The 14,404-nt window shown below is 59.8% G+C and carries 13 protein-coding genes; 7 read left to right on the top strand and 6 right to left on the bottom strand.

Annotation, left to right across the window (positions count from 1 at the left end; all coding sequences use genetic code 11):
- The first annotated feature begins 34 nt into the window (after positions 1-34).
- The 6 genes from Q1A07_RS09805 to Q1A07_RS09780 all read left to right on the top strand — a co-directional run bounded on the left by Q1A07_RS09805 (position 35) and on the right by Q1A07_RS09780 (position 4,790).
- Positions 35-964, top strand: coding sequence for an AEC family transporter (locus tag Q1A07_RS09805; RefSeq protein WP_299780205.1), 930 nt, complete (start codon positions 35-37; stop codon positions 962-964).
- Positions 965-1,029: 65 nt separating this feature from the next.
- Positions 1,030-1,860, top strand: coding sequence for an S-formylglutathione hydrolase (gene fghA / locus Q1A07_RS09800; protein ID WP_299780203.1), 831 nt, complete (start codon positions 1,030-1,032; stop codon positions 1,858-1,860).
- The gene (locus tag Q1A07_RS09795; protein ID WP_299780201.1) at positions 1,857-2,312 is read left to right on the top strand and encodes a YaiI/YqxD family protein; all 456 of its coding nucleotides are present in this window, start codon (positions 1,857-1,859) and stop codon (positions 2,310-2,312) included. The genes fghA and Q1A07_RS09795 overlap by 4 nt, the downstream gene beginning before the upstream one ends.
- 23 nt (positions 2,313-2,335) lie before the next feature.
- Positions 2,336-2,956, top strand: a complete 621-nt coding sequence (locus Q1A07_RS09790) for an HAD family phosphatase (protein ID WP_299781402.1) — start codon at positions 2,336-2,338, stop codon at positions 2,954-2,956.
- Positions 2,953-3,870 (top strand): ornithine cyclodeaminase, encoded by a 918-nt coding sequence (locus Q1A07_RS09785; RefSeq protein ID WP_299780199.1) that lies wholly within the window; start codon positions 2,953-2,955, stop codon positions 3,868-3,870. The genes Q1A07_RS09790 and Q1A07_RS09785 overlap by 4 nt, the downstream gene beginning before the upstream one ends.
- Positions 3,867-4,790 carry an alpha/beta hydrolase gene (locus Q1A07_RS09780; protein ID WP_299780197.1) on the top strand — a complete coding sequence of 308 codons (924 nt, stop codon included), beginning with the start codon at positions 3,867-3,869 and terminating at the stop codon, positions 4,788-4,790. The genes Q1A07_RS09785 and Q1A07_RS09780 overlap by 4 nt, the downstream gene beginning before the upstream one ends.
- On the opposite strand, the gene Q1A07_RS09775 is transcribed toward Q1A07_RS09780, so the two are convergent.
- A complete protein-coding gene (locus Q1A07_RS09775; protein ID WP_299780195.1) occupies positions 4,787-6,028 on the bottom strand; it encodes an MFS transporter in 1,242 nt (413 codons plus the stop codon). The genes Q1A07_RS09780 and Q1A07_RS09775 overlap by 4 nt on opposite strands.
- Before the next feature lie 132 nt (positions 6,029-6,160).
- Between Q1A07_RS09775 and zapE the strand changes: the two genes are divergently transcribed.
- Positions 6,161-7,219, top strand: a complete 1,059-nt coding sequence (gene zapE, locus Q1A07_RS09770) for a cell division protein ZapE (protein ID WP_299780193.1) — start codon at positions 6,161-6,163, stop codon at positions 7,217-7,219.
- Here the strand turns inward: zapE and Q1A07_RS09765 are convergent.
- The 5 genes from Q1A07_RS09765 to Q1A07_RS09745 form a co-directional block, all read right to left on the bottom strand.
- Entirely contained in the window at positions 7,216-7,746 is a 531-nt protein-coding gene (locus Q1A07_RS09765; protein ID WP_299780191.1) for a hypothetical protein, read from the bottom strand. The genes zapE and Q1A07_RS09765 overlap by 4 nt on opposite strands.
- 194 nt (positions 7,747-7,940) lie before the next feature.
- The gene (locus tag Q1A07_RS09760) at positions 7,941-9,215 is read right to left on the bottom strand and encodes a folylpolyglutamate synthase/dihydrofolate synthase family protein (RefSeq protein ID WP_299780189.1); all 1,275 of its coding nucleotides are present in this window, start codon (positions 9,213-9,215) and stop codon (positions 7,941-7,943) included.
- The gene (accD, locus tag Q1A07_RS09755) at positions 9,212-10,165 is read right to left on the bottom strand and encodes an acetyl-CoA carboxylase, carboxyltransferase subunit beta (protein WP_195820923.1); all 954 of its coding nucleotides are present in this window, start codon (positions 10,163-10,165) and stop codon (positions 9,212-9,214) included. The genes Q1A07_RS09760 and accD overlap by 4 nt, the downstream gene beginning before the upstream one ends.
- A 56-nt stretch (positions 10,166-10,221) precedes the next feature.
- Positions 10,222-11,121: a CPBP family intramembrane glutamic endopeptidase gene (locus Q1A07_RS09750; protein ID WP_299780186.1), complete on the bottom strand. Its 900-nt coding sequence runs from the start codon at positions 11,119-11,121 to the stop codon at positions 10,222-10,224.
- Positions 11,122-11,133: 12 nt separating this feature from the next.
- Positions 11,134-14,223 (bottom strand): ABC transporter transmembrane domain-containing protein, encoded by a 3,090-nt coding sequence (locus Q1A07_RS09745; RefSeq protein WP_299781400.1) that lies wholly within the window; start codon positions 14,221-14,223, stop codon positions 11,134-11,136.
- Positions 14,224-14,404 lie beyond the last annotated feature (181 nt).

The following is a 14,404-nucleotide window of genomic DNA, read 5'->3' as shown; positions in this document are numbered from 1 at the left end:
TGCAGCGCCGGGGACTTCGCACTAACAACCAAGCATGGTTGAAATTTTCCTCAAGACCGTTCCCTTCTTTGCATTGATCGGTCTGGGATACTGGGCCGGCTACACGCGGTTCTTCAGCGAAGAGGCCACGGCCTATCTCACCAAGTTCGTGTTCTATTTTGCCCTGACCGCGATGCTGTTCCGGTTTTCGGCAAATCTGTCGTTCGAAGACGTCTGGGACACCAATCTCGTCGCCGGGTACCTGGTTGGGACTCTGGCCGTCTACCTCATCGCCACGCTGGTGGGATATCTGCGCAAACTCGATGTGGCCACCACGGCGGTGGAGGCGCAATGTGCGGCGATTGGCAATGTCGGCTTTCTGGGCGTGCCGATGCTGACCCTGCTGCTGGGGGAGGCCGCCATCGGGCCGATCATGATGGCACTGGCGGTTGATCTCATTGTCTTTTCCAGCCTGATTGTCATCCTGATCACCGGCTCCCGCGATGGGCGGTTGAGTTTTGGCGTGTTCCGGACGGTGGGACTGGGTCTGATCAAGAACCCGATGATCGTGGCCATCGTCGTGGGGTTGATGTGGTCTTTCTTCGATCTGCCGATCCCGGCGCCCGCCAATGAGTTTCTGGCCATTCTGGGCGGGGCGGCGACACCCGGCGCACTCTTTGCCATCGGCGCGTCGCTGGCCAGCAAATCCGCCGAAAGGCTGCACATCGCGGGATGGCTGAGTTTTTGCAAACTGGGGCTGCATCCGCTTTTTGTCGCTGTGGGGGTGCTTTACCTGTTTCCAGCCGATCCCTATTTCGCGGCCGTGATCATCTCCGCCGCCGCCTTGCCGGTAGCGGGCAACGTCTACATCCTCGCGCAACACTACGGCGTGGCCCCGCACCGGGTTTCCGCGGCGATCCTTGTGTCCACGATCGTCAGCATTCTGACCGTCAGCAGCATCATTGCCGTGGTCGCACCGACCTGAGCCCCCTTGTCGCACCGCGCTGCGCGCGGTAGCCATCATGTAAATCAGGAACGAGGAAATCGCCGATGCAAACCATCTCTGAAAACGCCTGCTTCGGGGGCACGCAAGGGGTCTACACGCATGCCTCGACGCCCTGCGCCTGTGACATGACCTTTGGCCTCTTTATGCCGCGCGAAGCCGAAGACGGCCCCGTGCCGCTGTTATGGTATTTGTCGGGTCTGACCTGCACCCATGAGAACGCCATGACCAAGGCAGGCGCGCAAGCCTGGGCTGCGGAACAAGGGATTGCGCTGGTGTTTCCCGACACCTCGCCGCGCGGAGAGGATGTGGCGGATGACGAGGCCTATGACCTTGGCAAAGGTGCAGGGTTTTACGTCAACGCGACCGAAGCGCCCTGGGCGCCGCACTATCGCATGTGGGACTACATCACCGAGGAATTGCCGCGGGTGCTGGATCATTCCTTTGCGCTGGACATGTCCCGCCAAGGGATCACCGGGCATTCGATGGGCGGGCATGGGGCCTTGACCATGGCGATGTCACTGCCGGGGCGGTTCCGCTCGGTTTCCGCCTTTGCGCCGATTTCGAACCCGACGGAAAGCGATTGGGGGCGCAAACAATTTTCTGCATATTTGGGGAACAATGAAGAGGCGTGGGCCGCCCACGACGCGACCCTGCTCATGCAGCAGAAGGGGTTTGATGGGCCCGTCCTCATTGACACCGGCAGCAAGGATCAGTTCATCGATCTGTTGAAACCCGAAGCGCTGGCCGCGGCAACAGCCGCGCGCCGTCAGCAGGCGACGTTGCGGATGCAGCCCGGGTATGACCACAGCTATTTCTTCGTGTCCACCTTCATGGAGGAGCATGTGGCGTTCCACGCGGATGCTCTTTACGCATGACCGCGCTTTATATCGATGCGGATGCCTGTCCGGTCAAGGCGGAAGCCGAAAAGGTCGCCACACGCCACCGTGTAAAGATGTTTGTCGTGTCCAATGGCGGGCTCAGGCCCTCTCAGAACCCGCTCGTTGAAACCATCATCGTTTCGGATGGGCCTGACGTTGCCGATATGTGGATCGCGGAACGCTGTGGTCCGGAGGATGTGGTGGTCACCGGTGACATTCCATTGGCCGCCAAATGCGTGGAGGCCGGGGCGCGGGTTCTCAAGCACAATGGCGAACCTCTAACCTCGGCCAATATCGGCAATGTTTTGGCCACGCGGGATCTGATGGCGGACCTGCGTGCGGCTGATCCATTCCGCACGGGCGGCGGCAAGGGCTTTACAAAGGCTGACCGCTCCCGTTTTCTGGATGCATTGGAGCGGGCCTTGCGGTCTGCAAAAGCGATTGATTGATTTACATGATTGAAGAGACAGATATGAAACCCAAGGCGGTGATCTTTGACATCGGCAATGTGCTGATCGAATGGCAACCGGAACGTTTTTACGACGCCGTGATCGGTGAGCCGCGCCGCCGCGAGATGTTTGATGCGGTTGATTTGCACGGCATGAACGAACGGGTGGATCGGGGCGAGCATTTCACCAGAACAGTATACGCCCAAGCGGAGGCGACCCCGGACTGGCGGGACGAAATTCGTATGTGGCATGATCGTTGGATCGAGATGGCCACCCCGGTGATCGCGCATTCCGTGCGGCTGATGAAAGCCCTGCAGTCCAAGGGCGTACCGGTCTTTTCGCTGACCAACTTCGGGGTGGAAAGCTACGATTTTGCGGCAACACACTACCCTTTTCTGCGTGAGTTCGACCGCGACTTCATCTCTGGCCATATGCGGGTGACCAAGCCCGATCCGGATATCTATGCGCAACTTGAACAGACCTCCGGGTTGAGCGGCAGTGATCTGATTTTCACGGATGACCGGGCGGACAACATTGCGGTTGCACAGGCTCGGGGCTGGCAGACACATTTATTCGAAGGACCGCAGGGGTGGGCTGCAAAACTGGTCGACAGCGGCCTTTTGACAGTAGGTGAGGCGCAGTGACCGCAGCCGTCATCCCTTTTGCCGAAGGTGAAGCATATCTCGACTGGATCGCCCTTACGGAGGCGCTGGCAGAGGGGCACCGGCTGCCCAAGGCCGAGATTGCGGATACATTCCTTTACCGGGATGCTGACACGCTGCTCAATCGTGCTGCATGGATAGACGGACTGGGGTTGGCAGTGAAATCCGCCACGGTCTTTCCGGGGAACACTGCGCGAGGCACCTCTTCGATCAACGGTGGCGTCATGCTGTTTTCTGATGCTGATGGGACGTTGCAGGCGATCATTGATTTTCATCTCGTGACCAAGTGGAAAACTGCCGGTGACAGCCTGCTTGCCGCGCGGCGACTGGCCCGACCTGACAGCCGAAACATCCTGATCGTCGGAGCGGGAACGCAGGCGCGCGGGCTGTATGCTGCGTATAGCGCCGCATTTCCGGAGGCGCGGTTCACGATCTGGAATCGCACAAGCGCAAATGCCGAAGCGTTGGCGCGCGAAATCCCCGACATCGCCGTTGCGACATCGCTGGAAGATGCCGTGCACCAGGCAGACATCATCACCTGCGCCACCATGTCCACCACGCCCTTGATACGGGGGGATTGGCTGCAACCAGGTCAACACCTTGACCTGATCGGTGCCTACCGCCCGGATATGCGCGAGGTGGACGATGCAGCCCTGCACCGCGGGCGGCTTTTCGTCGACAGCCTCGACACCACGGTCGGGCACATCGGCGAGATCAAGATCCCAATAGAAACAGGTGTGATCACGGCGACAGATATCGTGGCCGACTACTACACGCCTGAGGCGTTCACCCGCGACAGCGATAGTGACATCACGATTTTCAAGAACGGCGGCGGGGCACATCTGGACCTGATGACCAGCCGCTACATCCTTGACCAATGGGAGGCCCACACATGATCTGGGTATACCTCATTCTGGCTGCGATCATCGCAACCCCCCTGATCATCGAAAGCACGCGCAAGCCCATGAATGACAAGGCCCGCGCCGCCGCACCAGGGCAGTTCGCGCATCTGTCTCAAGGTGTCACGCACTATCAATGGTACGGACCTGAGGGCGGCCCCGTGGCAGTCTGCGTGCACGGGCTGACGACACCCAGTTTCGTTTGGCAAGGGATTGCCAAGGGTCTCGCACACATGGGCTTTCGCGTGCTGGTCTATGACCTGTATGGGCGCGGATTTTCCGACCGTCTGCGCGGTGCGCAGGATCGCGCCTTCTTCATTACTCAACTGAACGACCTTCTGGCCGACCAAGGTGTTGAAGATGACATCACTCTCATCGGGTATTCAATGGGTGGGTCCATTGCAACGGTGTTTGCCGCTCAGAAACCCAACCGCATTCACGAACTCATTCTGCTTGCGCCCGCGGGTATGTGCACCCTGACAAAGGGGCTTTTGGGTTTTGCGGCCAGAACGCCCGTGATCGGTACATGGCTTATGCTGGAGCTTTACCCGGCCATTCTGCGCGCGGGGCTGAAGGCGGAAAGAGATCGGCCCACCAGCGTTGCCGGCATCAACGACCTGCAAGATGCGGAACTCAACTGGCGCGGCTTCATCCCCGCGGTCCGTGCCAGTATTGCAGGAATTCTGTCTGACGACCTGCAGGAGGATCACGCCCTTCTGCACCGCGAAGATGTTCCGGTTCTCGCGATCTTTGGTAGCGAGGACAACGTGATCCCTCTTTCCTCCCGCGACATACTCAAGCGCTGGAACAGCGATGCGCACACAGCGGTGATCGAGGGTGCAGGCCACGGTCTGCCCTATTCGCATACCGTGGATGCGCTGGAAGCAATAAACGGCTTCATGCAGCAGAGCGATTAGGCAATACGCAATCCTTCCAACCTGCGCTCTCGGATGGGCAGGTGGATGATGGCGCTGAACGCACCGACCGCAACACCGATCCACCAGACCAGTGTATAATCGCCATAGACATCGTACATCCGACCGCCAAGCCAAACACCAAGGAAGCTGCCCAACTGGTGGCTGAGAAAAACGATCCCGTATAGTGTCCCCATGTACCGCAGCCCATAGATATGCGCGACAAGGCCAGAGGTCAGCGGAATGGTCGCAAGCCAAAGCGTGCCCATACCGATCGAGAACAGGATGACGCTGGTCGGGGTGATGGGAAACATGATGAAAAGCGCGCCAATGATCGTGCGCGCCGTGTAGATGCCGGCCAACAGGTACTTCTTGGAATAGTGTTTGCCCGCCCACCCGGCGATCAGGGTTCCCGCAATATTGGCCAACCCGATGAGTGATATTGCAACAGCACCAAGTGCCGAGGTGGTGCTGATGCCAAGGTTGTCCAGCATCCCACCCGGCATGATCGGGCCACACAGCTCGGTCACGAAGGCAGGCAAATGCGCCGTAACAAAGGCCAGCTGATAACCGCAGGAGAAAAACCCAAGGTAGATGAAGGTGAAAGACGGGTCGCGCAATGCCTTGACCAGTATCTGGCCGAGGCTTTCTTCAAGCTCTGTCTTGCTGGCCGTGGCCGGTGCGCGCATCATCGGCAGTGTTAGCAGCACCAGAATGATCGCCGCGGCAAAGAGCATGAACGTGCTCTGCCATGTCATGAAGCTCAGCATCCATTCAGCCGTCGGCGGGCCGAAAATCTGCCCGCCGCTGCCAGCCGCAGATACAATCGCCAGCGACATGGAGCGGTTTTCATCGGAAGCCGCACGCCCGACCACGGCCAGAATGACGCCAAACCCAGTGCCCGCAATTCCGAAACCCACCAGCCAAGCATACATCTGGTGCTCGATGGGCGTCGTAGACTGTGCGGACAGGACCAGCCCCAGCGCATAGATCGCCGCCCCCAGAACAATCGACTTACGGTCGCCGATCTTCTCTGCCAAGGCACCAAAAAGCGGCTGCCCGATACCCCAGGCAAGGTTCTGGATTGCAATAGCCAACGAGAACTCTGCCCGCAGCCAACCAAATTCATCAGCAATCGGGATCTGGAACACGCCAAAGGCCGACCTGATCGCAAAGCTAACAATAATGATGACACAGCCGACAATCAGAACGGGCGTGAATAGAGGGGTGCGTTGCTGCATATTCGATCCTCCGATTTGGCGACACTACGCCCGTCCCCACACAGGTCAATTCAGCATTTATTTAAGTCACATCAAATTTCCTTATGTGTTGATGGCCTTTTCTCTGCCCCGGCCCCGCGCTATTGCGAAATAATGAAAACGCTGGGCGACATCTATGACGGCCTGATCGACACAGGTTCCCTACAGGCCGATGACGCGCAGCTGACCGTGTTGCCGGAATTCGACCGCATCCGCTCGGCCCTGAGCACACCGGTCAAAAAGGGGTTGTTCCGCAAGGCGCCGGAGCCGCCCAAGGGGCTTTATCTTTGGGGCGGCGTGGGGCGCGGCAAATCCATGCTGATGGACCTCTTCGTGGAGCATCTGCAGGATATTCCGGCGCGGCGCGTGCATTTTCACGCCTTCATGCAGGAAATCCACAGCGCTATGCACGAGGTGCGCAAGACCGGCGTTGAGGACGCTATTGCCCCTGTCGCCGCCGATGTTGCCGCCGCCGTCCGGCTGCTGGCCTTTGACGAGATGCAGATCACCGATATTACTGACGCGATGATCGTCGGTAGGCTGTTCGAGGCATTGTTTGCAGACGGTGTCGTGGTTGTCACAACGTCCAACCGGGTGCCCGATGATCTTTACCTCAACGGGTTGAATCGAGACCTCTTTTTGCCGTTTATCGCACTGATCAAGGACAAGATGAATGTGGTTGAGCTGGCCAGCCCCACCGACTATCGGCAGGATCGGCTTGGCGGGCAGCCCGTGTATTTCACCCCCATCAACACAGATGCCCGCGCAGCGATGGAAGCTGTCTGGAATGATCTTGCCGGGGGTCCAGGAGAGCCCCTGATCCTGAAGGTAAAGGGACGCGACGTGGAACTGCCGGCCTTCCGCAACGGGGTGGCGCGCGCCAGGTTTCACGACCTTTGCGGCAAACCCCTGGGACCTGCGGATTTCCTGGCGCTCGCGGATGCCGTCAAGGTCCTGATGCTGGATGATGTGCCCACACTATCGCGCAACAACTTCAATGAGGCGAAACGGTTCGTGACGCTGATCGACGCGCTTTACGAGGCCAAAGTGCGATTGATCTGTTCCGCAGCGGCGAAACCGGAGATGCTCTACCTCGAAGGGGAAGGCACTTTTGAGTTCGAACGCACCGCTTCCCGTCTCCGCGAAATGCAATCGGAGGGTTGGGGGCTCTAGCTCTGAGACGCCTGCAAAACGGCGAAAAGCAGACGGTTTGTGTCCAGTTCGCCAAAGGGCGTGGTGAGCGCTGCGGGGGCTGCAAAATCGCCGCGTGCCAGGGCCGCGTTCAGCGCTGCATCGATGTACGCATCTGATTGCCCCTCCGCCAGCGTCCGGACCAGAATACGTTGCAGTGGATCACCTTCGGGGCCGCGGTATCCGAATTGCTCCAAAGCCTCGCGCGTCAGGTTCAGCAAATCATGCGCCTTGGCGGATCGATCCGTCAAACGAATGGGCCGCCGCACTTGCTGGCTCACTGGTGGGCCCGCCAAAGGTGGCACCGCCTGCGGTGTCTCGAGAAGCGAAGCGGCAGCGCGCGACACTTCCTCTGGCGCGGGCATCTGCACGGCCACGGAGTCTTGGGGTTGGGTGCCTACGTCCGATTTGAAGACCAGAGCCACCGGAATGGCAATCACGGCCAGCGCAATCAATCCCGCCAAAGGCAGCCAGACTGCCGAGGCCGGTGCCCCAGGTCGTGTGATCATACGTGTCAAATCAAGCTCGGGTGCAGCCCCCCGACCATCCTGTTGCATTCCGCTAGCCCCCATATGCAGATGCAGCCCTGAGAGGCGAATGGCACCGGCACGTCGTATTCGACGCAACATATAGGGGGACACTTACCCACACGTCAACATCACGCAGGAGCTACTAAATCTGGGGTTGTGGATAATTTTCTTTTTCAGCCGTTTTCGCGCAAAACAGCGCCGGCGAGGTACAAGGATCCGCAAATCAAAACACGTGCGTCGGGCATGCGATGCGCTATATCTGTCAGCGCGTCCATCACTGTCTCGGCTGTTGTCGCCTGAAACCCGACCGCCTGCGCCTCCCTGGCGGTGACATCAGCGGGTAACGTGCTGGCCTCACCCGGAATGGACACCGCCACAAGGTCGTCAGCAACAGCCGCCAGGGGACGCAGATAGCCGCCGATATCCTTGGTATTCAGCATGCCACAGATGAGATGCGTCGGCCGTGCCGGCAGGCTCGCGATATGCTGCGCCAGCGCCTCGCCTGCCGCCGGATTATGCCCGCCATCCAGCCACAATTCGACCAGTGGTGTCGCCGCGCACAGGGGCCCGCTCTTCAGCCGCTGCATGCGTGCCGGCCAATGCGCCGATGTCACGGCAGCTTCGCAGGCTGCGTTGTCCAGACCCAAATGTCGCAACACGGCCAGCGCCGCACCGGCATTCATGATCTGATGCGCGCCCGGCAGGTTGGGACGCGGCAGATCCAACAGCCCGTAGTCATCCTGATAGACCATCCGGTCCCGCTCCGGCCCGACATGCCAGTGCTGACCATAGGCCAGCAAGGGGGCACCAAGGCGCGCAGCCACCTCTTCGATGACGTCCAGACCGTCGTCTTCCTGTCGGGCAACAACGCAGGGGATGCCGCGCTTCAGGATGCCCGCCTTTTCAAAAGCGATCTTGCCCAGCGTATCGCCCAGAAATTGCTGATGGTCGATGGAGACGGGCGTGATCGCGGTTACTGCAGGCTCTGCAATCACGTTGGTGGCATCCAGACGCCCACCTAGCCCCACTTCGAGCAAAGTGTAATCCGCCTTGGCGCGGACAAAGGCCAAAAGCGCCGCGCAGGTGGTGATCTCGAAATAGGTGATATTCTCACCGTTGTTCGCGGCATAGCATTCGTCCAGAACCGCCGTTAGCGCTGCCTCGGAGATCAACTCTCCCGACACGCGTATGCGTTCATGAAACCGCGCCAGATGCGGACTGGTATAAGCGTGCACGGTCTTGCCCGCAGCTTCCAGCCCCGCGCGGATCATGGCCAGCGTGGAGCCTTTGCCATTTGTACCCGCGATGTGGATCACCGGCGGCAGGTCGTTTTGCGGATTGCCCAGCGCCTCCAGCAGACGCCAGACACGATCCAGCGTCAGATCGATGATCTTGGGGTGCAGCGCCATCATCCGCTCCAGGATGACGTCCGATGTCTGGGGGGTCATTTCTTGTCGGTCTCGGCGGCCGCCTGATCTTCTTCTTCCGACAAGGCATGCGGCAGGTCGGCGCCCGGTTCAGGCGGCGGCAGGTCCCCACGTACCGCAGGGGGCAGGCCAAGCAGCATCCGTGTGATGGAGATCAGCTCATCCCGCATCTGGCCGCGATGCGTGACCCGATCCAGCATGCCGTGATCCAGCAGGTATTCGGCCCTTTGGAAGCCTTCGGGCAGTTTCTCGCGGATCGTCTGTTCGATGACACGTGGCCCGGCAAAACAGATCAGCGCATTGGGCTCGGCAATATGCACGTCGCCCAGCATCGCATAGCTCGCCGTGACACCCCCCGTGGTCGGATGCGTCAGCACCACGATGTAGGGCAAGCCCGCCTCCTTCAACATCTGCACCGCCACGGTTGTGCGCGGCATCTGCATCAGGCTGAGAATCCCCTCCTGCATGCGCGCGCCACCGGCAGCCGAAAACAGGATCAGCGGGCGTTTCAGTTTCACCGCTTCCTGGGCCGCGGCAATGATCGCATTGCCCACATACATACCCATGGATCCGGCCATGAAAGAGAAATCCTGGGCGGCGGCCACAATCGGGGTCCGCCCGATCTCGCCACTGGCGACCAGCATGGCTTCGGCTTCGCTGGTCTGTTTCTGCGCGGCCTTCAAGCGGTCGGGATATCGTTTCTGATCGCGGAAATTCAGCGGATCAGGCTTGGGCGCCTCGACCTTCACTTCCGTGAAAATGCCACCGTCGAACAACGACGTGAAGCGGTCGCGCGGCGTGATATGCATGTGGTGATCACAGTTGGTGCAGACATTCAGATTGTCTGACACCTCGCGGTGAAACAGCATGGTGCCGCATTCGGGGCATTTGGTCCACAGGTTGTCCGGCGTCTCGCGGCGCGAAAAGATCGAGTTGATCCTTGGCCGGACATAGTTCGTGATCCAGTTCATGGCGGTTCCTTTGGCGTCCCTTGACCCTAGTTAATCCTGTCCCGCGAAAAGTGCAATCAACGGCGGATGGCCAGACGTGCCGCCAGCCAGCTGACAAACATGAAGCCGAAATCAACCGGTAACCAGGCCCGCACCGCCTCTGTATCGGCCAGCGAGAACGGGCTGAGGTAGAGCGCCAGACCCGACAGGTCATCGGGCAGAGAGATGATCAGGATCGCGGCAACATTGTTCACGAAGTGTACGGCAATGGCGGGTCCAAGCGTCCCGGCACGCGCGGTCAGGTCGGCCATCAGCAAACCAAAGATCATCGCCCAGACGGCGATGGTCTGGGCGTTTGGCCCGGCGGTATCCGGCAGGTAGTGCCCGAAACCAAACAGGATGGCGGGCAGTACCATCCAGATCAGCGGGGAGCGGAACCGCGCGGCCAGTTGTTGCTGAATGTAGCCACGAAAGAGCACCTCCTCGGCGCTGACCTGCACCAGCACCGCGAGCAGGGACATCGGCAACAGCAGCAGCCAGAGCCCCCACCCCAGGTTGGGCACCAGCGGCGCGCCCATGTCCCAGGGCGGCAGGATCCAGATCACCGCGTTGAGCAGGACAAGCACGATCAGCACATCGCGCATCTGCGTCATGCACAAACGAAAGTTGCCCAAAGTGCCGCCAAATCCGCGTTTGTGTACAACCCGCAGGGCCACGGCGACGCCGAGGATCATGAACCCGAAGCTGAGGAGCAGCAGATACATGGTGAACGGTGTGGAGCCGCTGTTGAGCCGTTCCGCAAAGGCGCCTGCGTCCTTGCCCTGCCAGGTAAAGAGGGTTTGGAACATCGTCTGATTGCAGATCAGATACACGCCGGATGCGATGATCAGCCCCATCACCAACCGCCAGATCTGCGCTGTGTCGCGCGCGGGCGCAATCAGGGCTTCATGTGCCGTATAGGCCCTACGCCAGAACATGTTTCGCACTCCCTAGGCGTCGGTTTTCGCGTCTTCGGGCGTGTCCTGCGGGATCTCCACCCGCGCTTCACGCAGCAGTTCCGCCGCCCCGGTCAGGTGTCCGGCAACCGTGCGCAACAGGATCATCAGCACATTCGGGTCCGTCTCGATCACAGACCGGAATTCCTCCGCACCGATGCGCAGGAATTTCGTGTCTTCATGCGCAACCAGGTCAAGCTGGCGCGGCTCGTCCAGAATGACCGCAAGGTCCCCGATCAGCCGGCCCGGACCAACGGCGGTCACATCGTGCCAGTTGTCATCGTCGTCGCGGTACCCCATCATCGCATTGCCTGAGAGGCAAAGGTAGGCCGCATCAGGCCGCTCGCCCATGCCAAAGATGCGCTGGCCCTTCTTGGCCTTGTACCACTGGGCGGAGAACGCCAGCAGCCGCTGGCTGCGCGAATCCAGTTTGCCAAAGAGGTCGGTGCGCGAAATCACCCGTATCTTGCGGCGCAAATCGTCCGATCCGCTGTCTTCGTTGTCATTCGAGTCGGTGTGCTCCACCCCGTCGATCCGACCATTCTTGAGTTCGACGAACATGTCATAGGCCGTCGGGTTCTCGAATTTGTCCTCCAGAAAGATCATCGTGGTGTTGGGCAGGAGATCCTGCAGCTTGGCGCGGGTGCGCTTGCGGCTTTCGGCATCATGGCTGGCCAGCACCGTGTCTAGGATCAGGATATCCGGGCGTTTGATCCCGGCCCGACTGAAGGCGGCGCGCTCCTGGAAAATACTGGCAAGATTAGTCCCGCCCAACCCCGTTTTGATATCCAGAATCGTCTCGGCCACGGACCGTTTCAGGCCATGTTCCGACAGCACTTCGGCCACCAGATCCTCGATCAGCTCGCCCTGCACACCGGCAATCGCGGAAATCCGACCGTAAAGCGCGTTCTCCAGCAGCGTCAGCCGGGGCAGATAGTTCTCCGGGGCAACCGGCACAAAAAGACCGCGTGTGCGCTCCCGCATCTCGTCGCTCTTGTTGCGACGGATTTCGAGGATCTCCTGTTTGAAGCTTTCCGGAAAGCCCGGCCCGATCTGTTCCGCCGTAAAGGCAAAAGGCACGGTCAGAAGCAGGGCAAATTCTTCTTCGGTCAGCGCCTGGTCGCCCTTTTCCTGCCGCCGCGTCGCGATATCGACCATCCGCTCGTAAAGCTCTTCGTCGATACCCAAAGCGGTAAAGAGCGGGTGGCTGGTGCCATCCATGCCAAAAGTCTGGTGCAAGGTCTCGATCAGCGTTTGCGAGATCGCGATCCCTTGTTCCGCAAGGCCCAGTTCAGTGATCAGCGCCAGAAAATCCCGCTCCGCGGCAAGGCCCTGCTGCGAGATATCGCGTTTGGGCGAGGCAAACATCAGGTTGCCACCCAACGGGATGGATGGGTTGAATTCCTCCGGGTGGAACCGGTTCACAAAGCCGTCGAGACCGCGTTCCACGAGTTTCTGATAGACCTCTTCGCGCATTGCCACGATGGAGGCCGCCAATTGCGTGTGTAATTCGGGATCCATGCGCGAATTCAGCATGCGGCGGAACATAAACTCGTCAACGCCCATGGCCTCGACCAGCTGGAACCACCAGCCGCGGATTTCTTCGGCACTGTTGAGACCGGCAAGGCCGGGGTCGAGCCAGTCGGCCTTGGTGCTGTCGAGACTGTTGCCAGACCGCTTTGCCTCAATGCCCGTCTTGTCCTTACGGTCCGGGTCCCACAGGACGGTTTTCGGGCTGGACCGCAGCGGCATCAACAGATTGTCGGCCAGCGAGCCGTCAAAGAGATAGGGACGTGAATGCGCATATCCGATACGGGCCGAAATAACCGCCTGATGCAGTTGTGACAGCTCATGACCCGCCACTGTCACACTGCCACGGGTTGGCATGATCTCGCGGGTCAGCACCTCTGCCAAGGCCGTCCGTTCAACCTGGCTGGTCGACTGGATAGCGACGCGCGCACCCGCCGGAATTTCGAGATCGATGTTTTCGAGAACCGCGTTGCCATCGGAATTGCGCACGGTCACGTTCTTGACCGAAATCACGCCGTCAAGCCGGGGCACGTCTTTGGGCTCGCCTTCAAAGAGCGACTCGTCGATCATATCCTTGGGCGCAAAACGCTCCGTCACGATTTCCCAGCGCAGCGACATGTCCTGCACCTGATTGTAATAGGTCAGCAGCTCTTTCCACGGGCTGGACAGGTCCTTGTAGGCCGCCAGTGCCGCGACCAGCGCGCCCACGGTGATATCCCCGCGGATCGCCAGATAACCCCCGGCGGAATAGAAGAAGAACGGCGTCAGCTGCGTGATGAAGTTGTTGAGAAACTTCATGAAGAATTTTTTCTGGTAGATCTGGAAGCGGATCTCGAAAAGCCGCCCCAGCCGTTCCGTGAAGGTCGCCAGACGGTAGCGCAGCCCGCCATTCGTGCGCAGATCACCGATGCCCGCCGCTGTCTCGCCGATCTCCGAGGAGAAGCTGCGCACCTCGACAATGCGCTTCTTGTTCAGCTGGTTGATCTGGCGCTGCAGCATCGGGATGAGCCAGGCCTGCAGCGGGATCAGCGCCACACCGGCCAACCCGAACCACACGCTTTGTGCAAAGAGGAAGATCACGATGATCAGCATCTGCCCGGCCTGGAAGACCGGCTGCGCCACGGCATCCCCCATCAAACCGCCCATCGGCTCGGCCTCTGACGTGACCATCGAGACCAGTTCGCCTTGCGAAGTCTTGCGGAAATAGGCGCGTGGGAACCGCATCATCCGGTTGATCAACTTGTAACGGAACCGCCGCAACATGCGTTCCGCCAGCACGCCCTTCATCGTGTTCAGCCGCATTTTCAGCAGCCCGTGCACCAGCACCGCACCGAGATAGGCAAAACACAGCGCCATCAGGAACTGTGTCTGGGTCATGGTCGTCCCGAGCACCGTGACCGTGTCACTGGCCGCGCCGATGGCATCGTTAATGATCCGCTTGGGCAATTCCAGCGTGGCGTAGAGAAAGGGGAAGGTAAAAAGCGTAAAGAACAGCAAAAAGAGCTGCTCCCGTTTGGAAAACTTCCAAATGAACGCAAAGAGTGAAGATTCCATGCAATGGCTTTCGGTATTGGGCTGGCGGCGTATCCACCACGGGTGGCCGAGCGCAAAAACGTCGCTGTTCATGCAACTTAGGGCTCCGGTTTTGCCAATACAAGCGCTGGGATGATCAAGGCTTGTGCATATCTGAACGCTTGTGCCTTGCAGGCCTAGGGGCTGTTGGCTATTCGGGACG

This window comes from uncultured Roseobacter sp., from assembly GCF_947492555.1.
Classification (GTDB): Bacteria; Pseudomonadota; Alphaproteobacteria; order Rhodobacterales; family Rhodobacteraceae; genus Roseobacter.
This window is presented reverse-complemented; position numbering and strand designations above follow the sequence as displayed.

Excerpts from the sequence above, each read along its gene's own strand:
- fghA (WP_299780203.1), top strand. The coding sequence starts at position 1,030 with ATGCAAACCATCTCTGAAAACGCCTGCTTCGGGGGCACGCAAGGGGTC.
- Q1A07_RS09795 (WP_299780201.1), top strand. The coding sequence starts at position 1,857 with ATGACCGCGCTTTATATCGATGCGGATGCCTGTCCGGTCAAGGCGGAA.
- Q1A07_RS09790 (WP_299781402.1), top strand. The coding sequence starts at position 2,336 with ATGAAACCCAAGGCGGTGATCTTTGACATCGGCAATGTGCTGATCGAA.
- Q1A07_RS09805 (WP_299780205.1), top strand. The coding sequence starts at position 35 with ATGGTTGAAATTTTCCTCAAGACCGTTCCCTTCTTTGCATTGATCGGT.
- Q1A07_RS09765 (WP_299780191.1), bottom strand. The coding sequence starts at position 7,746 with ATGATCACACGACCTGGGGCACCGGCCTCGGCAGTCTGGCTGCCTTTG.
- Q1A07_RS09745 (WP_299781400.1), bottom strand. The coding sequence starts at position 14,223 with ATGGAATCTTCACTCTTTGCGTTCATTTGGAAGTTTTCCAAACGGGAG.
- accD (WP_195820923.1), bottom strand. The coding sequence starts at position 10,165 with ATGAACTGGATCACGAACTATGTCCGGCCAAGGATCAACTCGATCTTT.
- Q1A07_RS09750 (WP_299780186.1), bottom strand. The coding sequence starts at position 11,121 with ATGTTCTGGCGTAGGGCCTATACGGCACATGAAGCCCTGATTGCGCCC.
- Q1A07_RS09775 (WP_299780195.1), bottom strand. The coding sequence starts at position 6,028 with ATGCAGCAACGCACCCCTCTATTCACGCCCGTTCTGATTGTCGGCTGT.
- zapE (WP_299780193.1), top strand. The coding sequence starts at position 6,161 with ATGAAAACGCTGGGCGACATCTATGACGGCCTGATCGACACAGGTTCC.
- Q1A07_RS09760 (WP_299780189.1), bottom strand. The coding sequence starts at position 9,215 with ATGACCCCCCAGACATCGGACGTCATCCTGGAGCGGATGATGGCGCTG.
- Q1A07_RS09780 (WP_299780197.1), top strand. The coding sequence starts at position 3,867 with ATGATCTGGGTATACCTCATTCTGGCTGCGATCATCGCAACCCCCCTG.